The sequence below is a fragment of the Bradyrhizobium sp. 63_E2_N1_3 genome, assembly GCF_052076005.1.
Lineage (GTDB): Bacteria > Pseudomonadota > Alphaproteobacteria > Rhizobiales > Xanthobacteraceae > Bradyrhizobium > Bradyrhizobium barranii.
On the sequence record NZ_CP197235.1, the window covers coordinates 825,542 to 840,503 of the forward strand.

The following is a 14,962-nucleotide window of genomic DNA, read 5'->3' on the forward strand; positions in this document are numbered from 1 at the left end:
TCCCATGAACGTCCGGTCCAATCCCGTCCACCCGCAAAGTTTTGCAAGCCTCCTCACCGTAAGCCTGGTCCTCACCATCGTCGCGGTCGTTTTCTCGACCGGGCTTGCCCACGCCACCGGCAACGTCGCGCGCGGCCAAACGCTCTACAAGGGCTGCGCAGATTGTCACTCCATCAATGAGAACGCTGTCGGCCCGATGCACAAGGGCGTGGTCGGTCGCAAGGCGGGCAGCGTGCCCGGCTATGACTATTCGGCCGATCTGAAGAACTCAGGGATCGTCTGGACCGAGGACAATCTCGACAAATGGCTGGCCGGACCGCAGGCCATGGTGCCGGAAACCAAGATGTTCTTCGACGTCCCGGACGCGCGGGATCGTGCTGACATCATCGCGTTTCTGAAGGAAAAGGCGCGGTAGGTCGGCAGAGCAGGTCTCGTAGGGTGGGCAAAGCGAAGCGTGCCCACCATCTGTCGCTATCATTACGGATCGTGGGCACGGCGCTACGCGCCTTTGCCCACCCTACGGCACTGTCTTTGTGGCCCGAGATCCCGGGTTCGCGCTAAGCGCGCCGCGGGATTGACGCGCGCTTAGCGCGCGTCAATCCGCCACGACCTTCACGCGATCCCGCACCTTCACCTGCGCGTTGCGATCGAGCCCGTTGAGCACGCGGAAGCGTTCGGCGGGATGATCGACGCCGGCCATGCGGTGGGAGAGCGATTCCACGGTGTCGCCGGGCTGCACGGTGATGACCTTGATGCGCAGGGGGCGCGCGGCCTGGATTTCGTCGAGCGTCAGGCGGCGGAATGAATTGACGGTCTCGCGCGCGTTGCGCTCGCTCTCGGTCGATTTCTGCCGTGTCGCGAAGATGAAGCGATAGACGTCGCTGCCGAAGCGCAACGCATAGACCTTGAACTGCCACTGATCGCCCTTGGCGGTGGCGGACGCAGCCGGAAAACCGTTGATGGTGATGTCTTCGGTGGAGGCCTTCTCGACGCCCTCCATCCAGCCGGAATTCAGGTAATCGCCGAGTGACTGCTCGGCCGGCACCCGCACGACGTCGAAGCGCATCGCCTGAGAGCCGCCGTCGCGCACGCCGATCACCGCCTGCGCGGTGTTGTCGAGCGTGAAATTGTCCGGCGCCTGGAAGGTGAAGCCGAGTTTCGGGTGCAGGAAACGCCGGCCGCGGACAAAACCTTCGCTGGGATCTTCGCCATAGACGAGGTTGTCGATCGCGGCGAGATAGGTCTCGCGGTCGCGCTCGGCGCCCTCGGGCGCCGCATATTGCCGTGCGATGGTCTGCGCATTCTGCACGCGCTCGGGGGTGGCCGGATGCGACGAGGTGAAATCCTGCGCGCGCGGATCGAGCGAGGTCTTGCCGACCTTGAGCTCGGCATTGCGCTCCATCGCCGACAGGAAGCGCGCGGCGCCATAGGGATCGAAATGTGCCTTGGCGGAAAGGCCGACGCCGATGCCGTCGGCCTCGAACTCCTGGTTGCGCGAAAAGCTCGCCATGGTGAGCTTGGTCTTGGCCAGTGCAAGCGCGGTGAGATCGGGATCGTTGCTCATGTCGGTGACGACGCGGGTGACGATCGCAGCCTGGCGCGCCTGGTCCTCGCGCATCGCGGCGTGCTTGGACAGCACATGCGCCATCTCGTGGCTGAGCACGGAGGACAATTCCGAAGTGTCGCTGGCGAGCGCGAGCAGGCCGCGGGTGACATAGAGCTGGCCGTTCGGCAGCGCGAACGCGTTCACCGCGCCGGAATTGAGGATGGTGACCTTATAGCCCTGGTCGGGGCGGTCGGACGCCGCGACGAGCCGGTCGACGGTCTTGCTGACCAGCGATTCGAGCCTGGGGTCGTCATAGGTGCCGCCATAGCTCGCCAGGATGCGCTCGTGCTCCTTTTCGGTGGCGGGGGTCTGCGCGACGGCCGGTTTCGGCTTGGGCATCGCCACGGTCGGCGGGGCCGCCGCGGTCTGGAACCGGTTCATGTCGCCGCAACCGGCAAGGGCTGCGCCCAGCACGAGGCACAGCGCCGCCGGCGCAGCCCGCAGGCGGCGGCGTTCACTCGATACGTGCCGTTCTAGCACCCCATCCACGTCGCTTAACCCGTGCCTGGCCCTTTTAGGGCCTTACCCCTGTCGGCTCGTTTGCACCCAGCAACTCGACCTGCCCCGCAAGGCGCACATCGATGCGCGGCCCTGAATTCCCCTCGACCCAGCCCCGGACGCGAATCCGTCTATTTTCCAGGGACTTAAGAGTGATCCCGGCGTTTTCGAGCGCGGGTTGCGTACGCTTTGAAATAGTGACGGCAAAGCCGCGTGTCCAGTTTCGTCCGAAGTTGAGGTAGGTCATTGCCCCAGCTTGCCGGACCGACAGGACTTTGCCCTCGACCACCATAAAGCGCCCGATCCCCGCCAAAATATCGTCCGGACTTTCCGCGTTTTTTATGGCCGACGGGTCAGCCCAGTTGCCCTTTTTTTGGCGCCGTGCCTCGGTCTCCGCCGCCATCAGGGCCGCCGCGCAGTCCTTGTCCGCGATCTCGGCGGAGACGAGGGCGTCGCCCTGGGCGAGCAGCGTCGCCTGGATGGGGGCCTCGCTTTCGCCGACGAAGATGAGTGCGCCCTGACGGCCGTAGCGGTCGGGCGTGTCGTCGGTGCCGCGCAGCGTGACGTCGCGTCCGGTGAGCAGCGACGTCAGCGCCTGCTTCGTCGTTGCGGTTGGCTCGATCCCGGCGAGGCGCACCTCGCGGCCGTCGTCGAGACGCACGCCACGCGCATCGACGATTGCGGCGACGCGGCCGTCGCCTTGGGACTCGAACTGGCACGGTGCGGCGAACGCGGTGTGACCGGCGACGAGAGGAAGTGCGAGGATGAGATGAAGCAGTCGCGTCACGGTGCCCGGAAAGGTTGCGTTGTGCTCTAGTTCTAACGCAAACGTGGCGAACCGCGAAGGCTATCGTAGGGTGGGCAAAGCGAAGCGTGCCCACGTCTTTGATTTGTCGCGCGGGCTCGTGGGCACGGCGCGAAGAGCGCGCCTTTGCCCACCCTACGGCAGTTCGCGTGACGCGTCGCCATTGCCTCACACTCGATCAGCGAATTAATGAACTTGCACAGCAATGACGGTGGAAACATTTCGCCGCAACATGCCATTCCGCTTTGCGGAAAACATGTGCGGCAATCATGCGCCCGCAACGCCCTCGCGCTTGCTGCGCACTTGCGCATGCGGCATGATTGCGGCAACAGCTTCAACCAAGAGCAATAACCAAGCCGCCATCAGAGTACGGCGCGATAAGGGAGGTCTTTTTCTATGAAGCATATTTTGTCGGGCATTTTTGCCGCAGCGTTTGCGCTGAGTGCGAGCGCCGCCGCGCAGGCCCAGGACAAGCCGCCGCTGAAGATCGGCGGCATCCTCGACATGTCGAGCCTCTATGCCGACATCACCGGCCCCGGCAGCGAGACCGCGGCCAAGATGGCCGTCGAAGATTTTGGCGGCGAGGTGCTGGGACGCAAGATCCAGGTGCTGGCGGCCGACCATCTCAACAAGGCTGACCTGTCCGCCAACATCGCCCGCGACATGCTCGACAACCAGGGCGTCGAGATGATCTACGACGTCGCGGCCTCGGCCACTGCACTCGCCGCCGGCGAGATCGCGAAAGCGCGCAACAAGATCATCATGTTCAACGGCCCGGGCTCGATCCGTCTCACCAACGAGGCCTGCGGTCCCTACACCATCCACTACGTGTTCGACACTTACGGCCAGGCCAACGTGACCGGTCTTGCCGCCGTGAAGTCCGGCCTCGACAGCTGGTTCTTCCTCACTGCCGACTACGCCTTCGGCCAGGACCTGGAGAAGGACACCAGCGCCGTCGTCACCAAGACCGGCGGCAAGGTGCTCGGAGCCGTGCGCCATCCGCTCAACACCTCGGATTTTTCGTCGTTCCTGCTCCAGGCGCAAGCGTCCAAGGCCAAGGTGATTGGCCTTGCCAACGCCGGCGGCGATACCGTCAACGCCATCAAGCAGGCGGCCGAGTTCGGCATCACCAAGGGCGGCCAGAAGGTCTCGCCGCTGCTCGCCTTCGTCTCCGACATCGATTCGATCGGGCTGGAGACCGCGCAGGGCCTGCTGCTCGCCGAAGCCTTCTACTGGGACCTCAACGACGACACGCGCGCGTTCTCGAAGCGATTCATGGAGCGCACCAAGCGCGTACCGACCTCGGCGCAGGCCGGCGTCTATTCGTCGGTCACGCATTACCTGAAGGCTGTGAAGGCGGCGGGCACGACCGACTCGGCCGCGGTCATCAAGGTGATGAAAGAGACACCGATCAACGACTTCTTCGCCAAGAACGGCAAGATCCGCGAGGACGGCCGCATGATCCACGACATGTACCTGTTCGAGGTCAAGAAGCCGTCGGAGTCCAAGGGCCGCTGGGACGACTACAAGCTGCTCGCCACCGTGTCCGGCAACGAGGCGTTCCAGTCGCTGGAGCAGTCGCGCTGCCCCCTGGTGAAGAAATAGAGATCGTCATTGCGAGCGAAGCGAAGCAATCCAGAGATGTTTCCGCAGAGACGGTCTGGATTGCTTCGTCGCTTCGCTCCTCGCAATGACGGGTGTGGCTGAGGCCCGAGCAAAACAACAACAAGGGAGACGTCCCATGAACGACATGGTCCTGCAAAAGCTCGAAGGCGGGCTGCTCACCATCACGATGAATCGCCCGGAGCGGAAGAACGCGCTCAACCCCGACATGGTCGCGGGGCTGGTCGAGGCCGCGCGGCGCGCGGCCGACGATCCCGAGGTGCGCGCGGTGCTGTTCAAAGGCGCAGGCGGCTCGTTCTGCGTCGGCGGGGACGTCAAGTCGATGGCGGCAGGCCGTGCGCCGCTGCCGTTCGAAGTGAAAATGGCGAACCTGCGCCGCGGCATGGAAGTGTCGCGCATCCTGCACCAGATGCCAAAGCCCGTGGTGGCGCAGCTCGACGGCGCGGCAGCCGGCGCCGGCCTTTCGATGGCACTGTCCTGCGACCTGCGCATCGCGAGCGAATCCTGCAAGATCACGACCGCCTTCGCCAAGGTCGGCTTCTCAGGCGATTATGGCGGCACCTATTTCCTGACGCAGCTGCTCGGCAGCGCGCGGGCGCGCGAGCTTTATCTGATGTCGCCGGTGCTCTCGGCGAAGGAGGCGTATGCGATCGGCATGGTGACGAAAGTCGTTCCCGACGCCGAGATCGATGCCGCCGCACACGAGCTCGCGCTGTCGCTGGCGCAGGGGCCATCGATCGCGCTCGGCTTCATCAAGCGCAACATCAACAACGCCGAGCATCTGGCGCTGGAAGATTGCTTCGACGGCGAGGCGATCCATCACACCCGTTGCAGCGACACCGAGGATCACAAGGAAGCCGCGAAGGCCTTTGTCGAGAAGCGCAAGCCGACCTTCAAGGGCGCATGACGATGGCGCCCTATATGCGGCTCCGGCAGATCTGCCTCGTCGCGCCGCAGCTCGTGCCTGTGGTCTCCGACATCGCCGGGATCATGGGCCTCGACGTCTGCTACCGCGATGGCAATGTCGCCAAATACGGCCTGGAGAACGCGCTGCTCCCGGTCGACACGATCCTGCTGGAGGTGGTCGCGCCGTTCAAGGGCGGCACCACCGCCGGCCGCTTCATCCAGAAGACCGGCGGCCGCGGCGGCTATATGGCGATCTTCTGCTGCAACGATCCGGACGAACGCGGCCGCAACGCCAATGCGATGGGCGTGCGCACCGCCAACGTGATCGACCACGCGCCCTATCACGGCGTGCAGCTCCACCCCCGCGACTGCCGCGCCGCCTTCATCGAATTCAACCATACCAAAGGCAGCGACGATATTCTGGGGCCGTACCCGCCCGCAGGGCCGGACTGGCAAAAGTTCATCCGCAAGGATGTGACGCAGGCGCTGACGGGCGTGGAGATGCAGAGCCCGGATCCTCAGGGGCTCGCGGAACATTGGGGGAAGATCATCGGGGTCGTACCGAGTGGCGGCGCCGAATTGAAACTGCCCAATGCCACCTTCCATTTCGTGAAGGGCGCCAGCGAGATCATGAGCGCGCTGGAGTTTCAGGTGGCGGATGCCGCAAGCGTGCTGCATGCCGCGAAGGCGAAGGGGCTCGCGATTGCGGGGAACGAGTTTTTGCTCGGCGGGGTGACGTTCCGGCTTGCGGCTTGAGCGGTTGCCTCACACACCGCTGTCGTCCCGGACAAGCGAAGCGCAGATCCGGGACCCATAACCACAGGGAGTGGTTATGATGCGGGATGATAACTCCGCGTCTCCGCCAAACCCCTTCCTGTGGTTATGGGTCCCTGCTTTCGCAGGGACGACAGGGAGATTATGGTGACGCTGGTGTGATACGGCGAGACGTCGCCGCAATCACCTTCCCTTAAAATTCGCCGCGCGGCGCTCTTCCGTCGCCTTGACGCCCTCCTTGAAGTCTTCCGTCGCACGCAGCCGCGTCTGCTCGGCGAGCTCGTGGTTGGTCGCGGCCATCACGCGGTCGGCGAGGTTGGCGCGCATCGTGGCGCGGGTGGAGAGGAGGCCGAGCGGCGAGCATTCGGCGATCTCGGCGGCGAGCTTCATCGCGCCGGCCTTCACCTGGTCCTGCGGCACCAGCTCGTTGGCGAGGCCCCACTTCACTGCCTCCTCGCCGGTGACGCGGCGGCTGGTGTAGAACATCAGCTCAGCGTTGTTCTTGCCGATCAGCTCGGGCAGCGTCACGGTCAGGCCGAAGCCGGGATGGAAACCGAGCTTCGTGAAATTGGCGGAGAAGCGCGCTTCCGGGCAGGTGACGCGGAAGTCGGCCGACACTGCGAGACCGAGCCCGCCGCCGATGGCTGCGCCCTGCACGGCCGCGACGATCGGCTTCTTGGCGCGGAAGATACGCACGGCCTGGATGTAGAGATGGTTGATCGGGCCGAGGTTGTCGGCCGGGTCGCCCTTCTTCTCGGCCTCGCGCGCTTCCTGCGCCTGGCGCGCCGGATCGCCGAAATTGGCGCCGGCACAGAATGCCTTGCCTTGTGCCGACAGCACGGATGCGCGGATCTCGATGTCGCGATCGAACTCGTCGAGTGCATCCGCGATCTGGTTGATCAGCGAGATATCGAAGAAGTTCAGCGGCGGGCGGCGGATCTCGATGGTGCCGACGTGGCCAACTTTTTCGACGCCGATATCTTTATAGGTGCTCATGACGATCCTCGATTGAATTAGCGCAAACCAAGTCCGCGCGACTAGCGCAGGCCAAGTCCGCGCGCGATGATGCCGCGCAGCACCTCGGTGGTGCCGCCCTGGATGGTGAGTTTCGGTGCGGTCTTGATGGCGAAGTCGAGTTGCCGCTCCAGCGTCTCGCGGTTGGTCGCGGTCTCCTCGACGAAGGCGGCGAGATCGCGCACGCGGTGCGGAAGCTGCTGCTCCCAGACCGTGCCGATGTCCTTGACGATGGAGGCTTCCACCACCGGCTCCTTGCCGGCCTGCAGCATGCCCGCAACCGAGACCGACATGCGCCGCATGGTGTGGAGCTGCGCCACGAGACGGCCGATGCCTTCGGCGCTGCGGGTATCCGGGTTGGGGCCGACCGCGCGCACCAGCTCGGTCAACACATAATAGGTCTCGAGGAAACGCTCAGGGCCCGAACGCTCATAGGCGAGCTCGCTCGTCGCCTGCTTCCAGGCGCCGTCGACTTCGCCGAGCACGTGATCATCGGGCACGAAGAAATCGGTGAAGACGACCTCGTTGAACTCGTACTGGCCGGTGATCTGGCCGATCGGGTTCACCTGGATGCCCGGCTGCTTCATCTTGACCAGAAACTGCGTCAGGCCGTGACGGCGGTTTTCCTTGGTCGGCTGCGAGGTCCGGAAGATCGCGATCATGTAGTCGGCGATGTGCGCCGACGAGGTCCAGATCTTTGTGCCGTTGATGAGGTAGCCGCCGTCGGTCTTGGTCGCGCGCGTCTTGGCCGCGAACAGGTCGGAGCCGGAGTTCGGCTCGCTCATGCCGATGGCAAAGCAGATCTCGCCGCGGCAGATGCGCGGCAGGATATCCATCTTGATATGCTCGGGCGCGTATTTGATCAGCACCGGCCCGCTCTGGCGGTCGGCGACGAAGAAACGCCGCGTCGGCGCGTTGGCGACGCGCATTTCCTCGGTCACCACGTAGCGCTCGAGGAAGGAGCGCTCCTGGCCGCCATATTTTTTCGGCCAGGTCATGCCGAGCCAGCCCTTGGCGCCGACCCGGCGGGAGAATTCCGGCGCGTCGGTGTCTTCGCGGTTGGGCTTGTGCGGATCGAAGGTGCCGGCCGCGATTTCCTCGGCGAGGAAGGCGCGCACTTCCTTGCGCAATTGCTCGCACTTCTCGGGCAGGCGGATCGGATCGAAACGGAGGGCAGCGGTCATTGTTGTCTCGTCCTCTGATCAGCGCGAAGCCACGAGCGGCCACAATTCGTCGGCGCCGCGGTTTGCCACCAGCTTGCCGAGCTCGACGGCCCAATGGCTCTCCGAACCGAAATCATCGCGCCAGGCCAGAGCCCGCAGCGAAAAGCGGTGCAGGATGTGCTCGCTGGTGAAGCCGATGGCGCCGTGCACCTGATGCGCGATGGCGCCGCCTTTTTCCGCGGCTTCCGCGCAGCGGATCTTTGCCGAGGCAGCCTCGAGATAGACCTCGTCGTCGAATGACTTTGCGTTCGCGATGGCGTCGGCCGCCGACGTCGCGGCCGCAAGCGCCGCGGCGGATTCGCCGGCGAGACGGGCGAGGTTGTGCTGTACGGCCTGAAACTTCGAGATCTTCTTCTCGAACGCGACGCGCTCGTTGGAATAGCGCACGGAGATGTCGAGCATCGCTTCCAGCGCGCCCGCGATCTGAAGGCTGCGCGCGACGCCGCCCATCAGCATGAGCGTGGTCTGGTCAAAGCCCTTCGCGGGCTTGACGGTGACGGGCTGGACCTTGTCGAGCGTCACGGTATCGCTGTGGTCGTAGCCGACGTTGAGTCCGGATTCGATCCGGCCCTTGCTCGCTTCGACCAAGGCAATCGAGATACCATCCTTGCCGTGCGCCAGCACCGCAAAGTGCTTCGCCGCCTTGGCAAAGGGCACGCCGCGGGCGCGGCCGGAGAGCGCGCCGTCGGCATCGAGGGTAATGCGATCCTTCGGCGAGGCCGGCAGCACCGTCATCTCACCTTCCGGTGAGGCGATTTTCGCCTGCGCAAGCAGCCAGCCCGCCAGCATGGTCTCGGCCAGAGGAACCGCGACTGCGAAGCGGCCGGCGGCGTTCAGCAGCGCAAAACCGTCGGCAAGGCTGGCGCCGGAGCCGCCGAGATCGTCAGGCACCCAGGACAATGGCAAGCCGGCTTCGCTCAGCGCCTGCCACAGCGGCGCCTGCCACGAACCCTTCTTGTCGTTGTTGATGGTCTGCGGATCGGCGAGATCGGCGAAGATTTTCTCCGCGGTCTCGACGACGATATTGTCACTCTCCGCCACAGCGTTCCCCGTGTTTTGCCATTGGCGCGTTCCGTCCGGTCGGCGCGGCGCGCGGTCTCTTCTTGCGCCCGATGATCCGAAAAAGCCATGGCCCTGACAAGCGTTGACCGCAGGCCCATCTGCGGCTCCGGCATGGGCGCAAGAGCTGCTATGGACTAATTCCGCTTAGCGGAGTTTGGTCGATTTGCAGGGCGCGGCAAACTCGCTAAACAGGGCCAGCTGCTTAAGGCTTGTATTCAATCAAGGGGAAGGAAATCCGGATGGCAAAAGATGGCTTGTGCGCAATCGTGACGGGGTCCGCATCCGGACTTGGTGCAGCGACTGCGGAAATTCTCGCGCGGAGCGGGGCGCGGCTCGTCATCAACTATTCCTCGAGCCAGAAGGAAGCCGAGGCCACGGCCGAACTCTGCCGCAAGGCGGGGGCGGCGGAAGTGCTGGTCGCGCAGGGCGACGTTTCAAAAGATGACGATTGCCGCAAGATCGTTGCGGCAGCCAGCGGCTGGGGCCGGCTCGACGTGCTCGTCAACAATGCCGGCATCACCAAGCATGTTGCGCATGCCGATCTCGATGGATTGTCGGCTGAAGATTTCCAGCGCTTGTACGGCGTCAACACGATCGGCCCGTTCCAGATGGTGCGCGCAGCACGCAGCCTGCTCGAGGCCGGCGCGAAGGCTTCGGAACGGCCGTCCGCCGTGGTCAACGTGTCCTCGGTTGCCGGCATCAGCGGCGTCGGCTCGTCGATCGCCTATGCTGCGAGCAAGGGCGCGCTCAACACGATGACGTTGTCGCTGTCCCGTGCACTGGCGCCGCTGATCCGCGTCAACACGGTGTGCCCCGGCTATATCGACACGCCCTGGTTCACCAAGGGCCGCGGCGAGGCCGGCGCCAAGCAGGTGCGCGACAGCGTGGTGGCGAAGGTGCCGCTGAAGGTCGCTTCATCCGCCAATGACATCGCGCAGCTCGTCTGCTTCCTGGCAACGCCGGCGTCGAGCAACATGACCGGCGAGGTCGTGCGGATGGATGCGGGGATGCATCTGATAACTTAATTCGTCATTGCGAGCGAAGCGAAGCAATCCAGAGAGCGTCCGCGCGGACAGTCTGGATTGCTTCGTCGCAAGGGCTCCTCGCGATGATGGAGTGCGAGGGCGGCGTCGTGCCCGACGTCCGGCACCACTACCCTTTTATCACGCCGCTCGCGACCAGCCGGTGCCAGATGAACAGCACCACCACCGCGCCGATCGTGGCCATGATGAAGCCGGCGCCCTGGTCTGGGCTGTAGTGCCCGATCGCCTGTCCGATGAAGGTCGCAAGAAACGCACCGGCGATGCCGAGGATGGTGGTGAGGATAAAGCCGCTCGGGTTGTTCGGTCCCGGCGCCAGCCAGCGCGCGATGAGGCCGGCGATGAAGCCGACGACGATGATCCACAACAGGCCGCCCATGCTCATGTCAGTGCTCCCCTTCCCGAGAATGCGTAGATCAAAGTTCGATTAAAGTCTGCCCGAGAGCTCGTTCTCGGTCGGCAGCCGTCCGTCCGGCGTCAGGTGGTCGATCACCTGTGGCAGATACTGGCTGAGGCCGGAGAGCAGCTCGTCGCGCGACAGGCCGCTCTGGGCGGACAGGCTTTGGATCTGGTCGGCGCCGAGGGCGCTGGCGAGATCGCCGGGCGCGATCGCCTTGTTCTCGCCCTTGCCGACCCAGGTGCTCGCGGTCTCGCCGTGGCCACCCTGCTGGAGCTGGTTGAGGAGATCGCCGAGGCCGCCGCTGAGCACGCTGCCGGCCGCGCCGCCCGCGAGCAGGCCGCCGAGGCCACCCTTGAGCAGATCGCTGAGGCCGCCGCTACCACCGGGGCCGCCGGGAACAGCGCTGCTGCCCGTATTGACAGGCGTCGGAGGCGGCAGCGGCGAGCGCTGCTGCGGCGCCGGCGCCGCGTCGGGCTGGCCAGCCGTCAGATGCTTGAAGGCCTTCCAGGCGATCAGGCCGAGCAGCGCCATGGTCATTGGCGACATGCCGCCGGAGGATTGCTCAGAGCTGGGCGTGCTCGGGCCGCGGGGGCCGTTCTGCATGCCGTTGAGGACGTCGAGTAGACCCATGGTGCTCTCCTTTGGCGTTCTCGTCGGCGAGTTCTCGCCGGTGACAGCCCCCGGGGCAAAAACATATGAGGCTCTCATGACGGTTACAAGGCGAATGCACCGCAACCAATGGGCAGCCGGCGTTGCCTCTGCTATCGAGGGCAGGTCATTCAAGGGAGCAAGGTCAGGTGGTTGCGGATCGACCGATCGTGGTGGCCGGCGCGGGCGCCATCGGCTGTTTCGTCGGAGGCCAGCTGGCGGCCGGAGGGCGCCGCGTCGCGCTGCTGGTGCGGCCGCGGGTCAAAACCGAGATCGAGCGGTTCGGCCTGCGGCTGACCGATTTCGACGGCTCCGAGCAGAAGCTCGGCGCGGGCCAGCTGGCGCTGTCGGAGGATCCCGCGATCTTTCACAACGCCGGCATCGTGCTGGTCACGGTGAAGAGCGCCGACACCGCCGATGTCGCGGACCAGATTGCCCGGCACGCGCCGCAGGACGCCGTCATCGTCTCCCTGCAGAACGGCGTCGGCAATGTCGCGGTTCTGCGCGAGCGGCTCGGCGGCCGGCACGTGCTCGCCGGCATGGTGCCGTTCAACGTGATCGCGATGGGCGAGGGACGCTTCCACCGCTCGACGTCCGGCGACATCCATGTCGGCGCGGATGAGGCGAATACGGCCGTAGCGCTGTCGGTGCCCGGCCTCGCCATGCGCGCAAGCCGCGACATCACCGGCGTGCAATGGGGCAAGCTGATCATCAATTTGAACAATGCGCTCAGTGCGCTGTCCGACATGCCGCTCGCCGCGCAACTGGCGAACCGCGACTGGCGAAGACTGTTCGCCGACCAGATGGCCGAAGGCGTGACTGCGATGAAGGCCGCCGGCATCACGCCGGTCTCGGCGACGCCGATCCCGCTGAGGTGGACGCCGACCCTGCTGAGGCTGCCTGATGTGATCTTCAATGCGATCCTGGGGCGCACGATGAAGATCGATCCCGAGGCGCGCTCCTCGATGTGGCAGGACCTGAAGCAGGGCCGCAAGACCGAGATCGACTATCTCCAGGGCGCAGTCATCGCGCTCGCCGAGCAGAACAACGTCGACGTGCCGCTGATGCGCCGTATTGTTGCGCTGATCAAGCAGGCCGAGACGGCAGGCAATGGTCCGCCGCGGCTGACGCCGCAGCAGATCCGCGGAGCGGCCTGAGTGCGAGCCGGGCGGCGGGAGGAGCAACGATGAGGCGTTGTTTGATGATTGGGCTCGCGCTGGCCGCGCTCTGCGGCACGTCGACGCTGGCCTACGCAAGGCCGCCAACGGTCGTGAGCTCGCCCGGCTATGACAGGCGGTTGCAAGAGAGCAGGTCGCAGTTGGGCAATTCGCCAACGACAACAGAGCCCACGCGTGCGCCGGTGGTCAAACCGAAGCGCGGCAAGAAGAAGCAGCCGAACTGACGCCACACGCTCGCTGTCGTCCCGGATCAGCGCTCCGCTTGTCCGGGACGACAGCGGAGTTTGCCGCGCGATGAGCTTACCCCTTCTTCGCCGGCTTGCTTGGCGCGGGGGTGAACAGCTTCTTCAGATCGCTCAAGCTTTCCGATAGCCGCGGCCATTCGCAGGAGAACGAGCCCTTGGTGCAGGGCGCGCCCTTCGGTCGCGGGCTGACGGACTGCTGCACCTTCGGCCGCTCGACCGGGACAGGCACGCGCGCGACCGGGACGGACACGCGCTCGACCTCGGTTCGCAGTGCGACCTGCTGTTGCCGCGCTTGTTCCTGCTGCTCGCGCTGCTGACGCGCGGCGGCTTGGGCGGCTTCATTGCTGCGGCGCTGATTGGCGAGGTAGGAGGTGTAGGATTCGTCGATCCTCTTCTGCTCCTCCGGCGTCGGATTGGGACCTGCGATGTCGAAGGTGCGGTCCTGGAGGAAATCGTAATAGGAATAGCCGCCGCCTGGCTTGCGGCGGCCCGCGAACTTGGCGTTGCAATCGGCAAGCGCAGCCGTCTTCTCGGTCTTGTTCGCGGCCTTCTCGGCGGCGTCGGCGCATTCCTCGAAATCGACCGGCGCGCGCTTCCACCATTGGGCGTGGGCATGCAACGGCGTCAGCAGAAGAAATCCTGCTGCGGCAACGACTAGCGCCGCACGACGCGATGCAACTACGTCCGACATTCTACGAGAGCATTCCTTGCAAAACTCAACCCGAACTGAGTCGGGTCCGATTTTTGCCCCTTTATCGCCGGCTTGTCACCCGTGGAACTCGGGAATTTCATGGCTGCAATGCTGACATTTTTTGCTTGACGTGGCGCGGGAGTCACAGCCGCGCGGCACATGATCGGCTTAGACTTTATTGGTTTGAATTCGAAGGGGAATATCCGTCATGAGAGCGTTGGCCCGCCTCGCCGCAATCACATTGGCGTTCATTTCCAGCTATGCGTTCGCGGCGGACGAAGAAGCGCCCAACCGCAAGCCGGTGAGGGCGATCGCCGACGCGCGGCTTTCGGTCGGCGGCCAGGGAATGCTGCCGCTCTATCTCTCCAGCGACTGGTCGCTGCCGCTGCCGGCGATCTCGCGCGCCATCATCGTGCTGCACGGACGCCTGCGCAATGCCGACGAATATTACATGTCGGCCCATACTGCGCAGGTTGCCGCGGGCGACGACGGCAAGAGCGCGCTCATGATCGTCCCGCAGTTTCTGGCGGAGATCGATATCGACGCGCACAGGCTGCCCGCGGATACGTTGCGCTGGTCGCTGGAGGGATGGGAGGGCGGCGACGCCGCGCTGGCGCCGAATCCGGTGTCGTCCTTCGATGCGCTCGATGCGATCCTCGTAAAACTCTCGGACCGGCGCATCTTCCCGAATCTGAAGCAGGTCGTCGTCGCCGGCCATTCCGGCGGTGGCCAGGTCGCGCAACGCTATGCCATCGCCGGCAAAGGCGAGGCGGCGCTGTCGCGCCAGCATATCGATGTCCGCTACGTTGTCGCCAATCCCTCCTCCTACGCTTATTTCAGCAACACGCGGCCCGTGCCGGCGATCGCCGCATCCTGCCCGGGCTACAACAATTGGAAATACGGCATGGACGGGCGTCCGCCCTATCTTGCGAACGCAACGCCGGTAGCGCTGGAGCAGCGCTATGTCGAGCGCGAGGTGATCTATCTGCTCGGCACGCTCGACACCAATCCGAAGCATTCTGCGCTGGACAAGAGCTGCATGGCCGAGGCGCAAGGTCCCACGCGCTACGCCCGCGGCCACGCTTATGCGGATGCGATGGCCAAGCGCGACCGCGGCACGCCCAATCACCGGGTCTGGGACGTCGCCGGGGTCGGCCACGACGGCGACAAGATGCTGACCTCGAAATGCGGCCTCGCAGCGCTGTTCGATATTCCGGGCTGCGGGGCGGAGCGCTGATGCGGACGTCTT

Annotated in this window: 16 protein-coding genes; 8 read left to right on the forward strand and 8 right to left on the reverse strand. The window is 65.0% G+C overall.

All coding sequences use genetic code 11. The features are described 5' to 3' along the window. Window positions 1-4 precede the first annotated feature (4 nt). Window positions 5-415: a c-type cytochrome gene (locus AB7531_RS03780; protein WP_187387906.1), complete on the forward strand. Its 411-nt coding sequence runs from the start codon at window positions 5-7 to the stop codon at window positions 413-415. Between the two features lie 180 nt (window positions 416-595). Here the strand turns inward: AB7531_RS03780 and AB7531_RS03785 are convergent, their stop codons facing one another. Beyond that, the gene (locus AB7531_RS03785; protein WP_028159916.1) at window positions 596-1,987 is read right to left on the reverse strand and encodes a M48 family metalloprotease; all 1,392 of its coding nucleotides are present in this window, start codon (window positions 1,985-1,987) and stop codon (window positions 596-598) included. Between the two features lie 133 nt (window positions 1,988-2,120). Continuing rightward, window positions 2,121-2,891 carry a thermonuclease family protein gene (locus tag AB7531_RS03790; protein WP_084794943.1) on the reverse strand — a complete coding sequence of 257 codons (771 nt, stop codon included), beginning with the start codon at window positions 2,889-2,891 and terminating at the stop codon, window positions 2,121-2,123. A 414-nt stretch (window positions 2,892-3,305) separates the two neighbouring features. On the opposite strand from AB7531_RS03790, the gene AB7531_RS03795 reads away from it, so the two are divergent. The 3 genes from AB7531_RS03795 (at window position 3,306) to AB7531_RS03805 (ending at window position 6,194) form a co-directional block, all read left to right on the forward strand. Then, window positions 3,306-4,514, forward strand: a complete 1,209-nt coding sequence (locus tag AB7531_RS03795) for an ABC transporter substrate-binding protein (RefSeq protein WP_063980652.1) — start codon at window positions 3,306-3,308, stop codon at window positions 4,512-4,514. Window positions 4,515-4,650: 136 nt separating this feature from the next. Next, complete coding sequence (locus tag AB7531_RS03800; RefSeq protein WP_063980653.1) at window positions 4,651-5,439, forward strand: enoyl-CoA hydratase; 789 nt, start codon at window positions 4,651-4,653, stop codon at window positions 5,437-5,439. Window positions 5,440-5,441: 2 nt separating this feature from the next. Then, window positions 5,442-6,194: a hypothetical protein gene (locus AB7531_RS03805; protein WP_441279902.1), complete on the forward strand. Its 753-nt coding sequence runs from the start codon at window positions 5,442-5,444 to the stop codon at window positions 6,192-6,194. A 201-nt stretch (window positions 6,195-6,395) separates the two neighbouring features. Here AB7531_RS03805 and AB7531_RS03810 read toward each other — a convergent pair whose 3' ends face one another. The 3 genes from AB7531_RS03810 to AB7531_RS03820 are packed head-to-tail and all read right to left on the reverse strand — an operon-like array spanning window position 6,396 to window position 9,490. Continuing rightward, window positions 6,396-7,208: an enoyl-CoA hydratase/isomerase family protein gene (locus tag AB7531_RS03810; protein ID WP_063980654.1), complete on the reverse strand. Its 813-nt coding sequence runs from the start codon at window positions 7,206-7,208 to the stop codon at window positions 6,396-6,398. Window positions 7,209-7,249: 41 nt separating this feature from the next. Next, complete coding sequence (locus AB7531_RS03815) at window positions 7,250-8,410, reverse strand: acyl-CoA dehydrogenase family protein (protein ID WP_008133127.1); 1,161 nt, start codon at window positions 8,408-8,410, stop codon at window positions 7,250-7,252. A gap of 18 nt (window positions 8,411-8,428) precedes the next feature. Further along, window positions 8,429-9,490 (reverse strand): acyl-CoA dehydrogenase family protein, encoded by a 1,062-nt coding sequence (locus AB7531_RS03820; RefSeq protein ID WP_063980655.1) that lies wholly within the window; start codon window positions 9,488-9,490, stop codon window positions 8,429-8,431. A 260-nt stretch (window positions 9,491-9,750) separates the two neighbouring features. Here AB7531_RS03820 and AB7531_RS03825 point away from each other — a divergent pair, with 260 nt between their 5' ends. Next, the gene (locus AB7531_RS03825) at window positions 9,751-10,536 is read left to right on the forward strand and encodes an SDR family NAD(P)-dependent oxidoreductase (RefSeq protein ID WP_063980656.1); all 786 of its coding nucleotides are present in this window, start codon (window positions 9,751-9,753) and stop codon (window positions 10,534-10,536) included. A gap of 127 nt (window positions 10,537-10,663) precedes the next feature. On the opposite strand, the gene AB7531_RS03830 is transcribed toward AB7531_RS03825, so the two are convergent. Both AB7531_RS03830 and AB7531_RS03835 read right to left on the reverse strand, forming a co-directional pair. Then, window positions 10,664-10,936 (reverse strand): GlsB/YeaQ/YmgE family stress response membrane protein, encoded by a 273-nt coding sequence (locus AB7531_RS03830; RefSeq protein WP_080586664.1) that lies wholly within the window; start codon window positions 10,934-10,936, stop codon window positions 10,664-10,666. Between the two features lie 42 nt (window positions 10,937-10,978). Beyond that, on the reverse strand, window positions 10,979-11,581 hold the full coding sequence (locus AB7531_RS03835; RefSeq protein WP_063980657.1) for a YidB family protein: 603 nt from the start codon (window positions 11,579-11,581) through the stop codon (window positions 10,979-10,981). Between the two features lie 167 nt (window positions 11,582-11,748). Here AB7531_RS03835 and AB7531_RS03840 point away from each other — a divergent pair, with 167 nt between their 5' ends. After that, window positions 11,749-12,756 carry a 2-dehydropantoate 2-reductase gene (locus AB7531_RS03840; RefSeq protein ID WP_063980658.1) on the forward strand — a complete coding sequence of 336 codons (1,008 nt, stop codon included), beginning with the start codon at window positions 11,749-11,751 and terminating at the stop codon, window positions 12,754-12,756. A gap of 29 nt (window positions 12,757-12,785) precedes the next feature. Then, window positions 12,786-13,001: a hypothetical protein gene (locus tag AB7531_RS03845; RefSeq protein WP_063980659.1), complete on the forward strand. Its 216-nt coding sequence runs from the start codon at window positions 12,786-12,788 to the stop codon at window positions 12,999-13,001. A gap of 76 nt (window positions 13,002-13,077) precedes the next feature. On the opposite strand, the gene AB7531_RS03850 is transcribed toward AB7531_RS03845, so the two are convergent. Then, on the reverse strand, window positions 13,078-13,713 hold the full coding sequence (locus tag AB7531_RS03850; protein WP_063980660.1) for a hypothetical protein: 636 nt from the start codon (window positions 13,711-13,713) through the stop codon (window positions 13,078-13,080). 208 nt (window positions 13,714-13,921) lie between these two features. Here AB7531_RS03850 and AB7531_RS03855 point away from each other — a divergent pair, with 208 nt between their 5' ends. Then, window positions 13,922-14,950: an alpha/beta hydrolase gene (locus AB7531_RS03855; RefSeq protein ID WP_063980661.1), complete on the forward strand. Its 1,029-nt coding sequence runs from the start codon at window positions 13,922-13,924 to the stop codon at window positions 14,948-14,950. Window positions 14,951-14,962 lie beyond the last annotated feature (12 nt).

Excerpts from the sequence above, each read along its gene's own strand:
- AB7531_RS03780 (WP_187387906.1), top strand. The coding sequence starts at position 5 with ATGAACGTCCGGTCCAATCCCGTCCACCCGCAAAGTTTTGCAAGCCTC.
- AB7531_RS03785 (WP_028159916.1), bottom strand. The coding sequence starts at position 1,987 with ATGAACCGGTTCCAGACCGCGGCGGCCCCGCCGACCGTGGCGATGCCC.
- AB7531_RS03795 (WP_063980652.1), top strand. The coding sequence starts at position 3,306 with ATGAAGCATATTTTGTCGGGCATTTTTGCCGCAGCGTTTGCGCTGAGT.
- AB7531_RS03800 (WP_063980653.1), top strand. The coding sequence starts at position 4,651 with ATGAACGACATGGTCCTGCAAAAGCTCGAAGGCGGGCTGCTCACCATC.
- AB7531_RS03805 (WP_441279902.1), top strand. The coding sequence starts at position 5,442 with ATGGCGCCCTATATGCGGCTCCGGCAGATCTGCCTCGTCGCGCCGCAG.
- AB7531_RS03810 (WP_063980654.1), bottom strand. The coding sequence starts at position 7,208 with ATGAGCACCTATAAAGATATCGGCGTCGAAAAAGTTGGCCACGTCGGC.
- AB7531_RS03815 (WP_008133127.1), bottom strand. The coding sequence starts at position 8,410 with ATGACCGCTGCCCTCCGTTTCGATCCGATCCGCCTGCCCGAGAAGTGC.
- AB7531_RS03825 (WP_063980656.1), top strand. The coding sequence starts at position 9,751 with ATGGCAAAAGATGGCTTGTGCGCAATCGTGACGGGGTCCGCATCCGGA.
- AB7531_RS03830 (WP_080586664.1), bottom strand. The coding sequence starts at position 10,936 with ATGAGCATGGGCGGCCTGTTGTGGATCATCGTCGTCGGCTTCATCGCC.
- AB7531_RS03835 (WP_063980657.1), bottom strand. The coding sequence starts at position 11,581 with ATGGGTCTACTCGACGTCCTCAACGGCATGCAGAACGGCCCCCGCGGC.
- AB7531_RS03845 (WP_063980659.1), top strand. The coding sequence starts at position 12,786 with ATGAGGCGTTGTTTGATGATTGGGCTCGCGCTGGCCGCGCTCTGCGGC.
- AB7531_RS03850 (WP_063980660.1), bottom strand. The coding sequence starts at position 13,713 with ATGTCGGACGTAGTTGCATCGCGTCGTGCGGCGCTAGTCGTTGCCGCA.
- AB7531_RS03855 (WP_063980661.1), top strand. The coding sequence starts at position 13,922 with ATGAGAGCGTTGGCCCGCCTCGCCGCAATCACATTGGCGTTCATTTCC.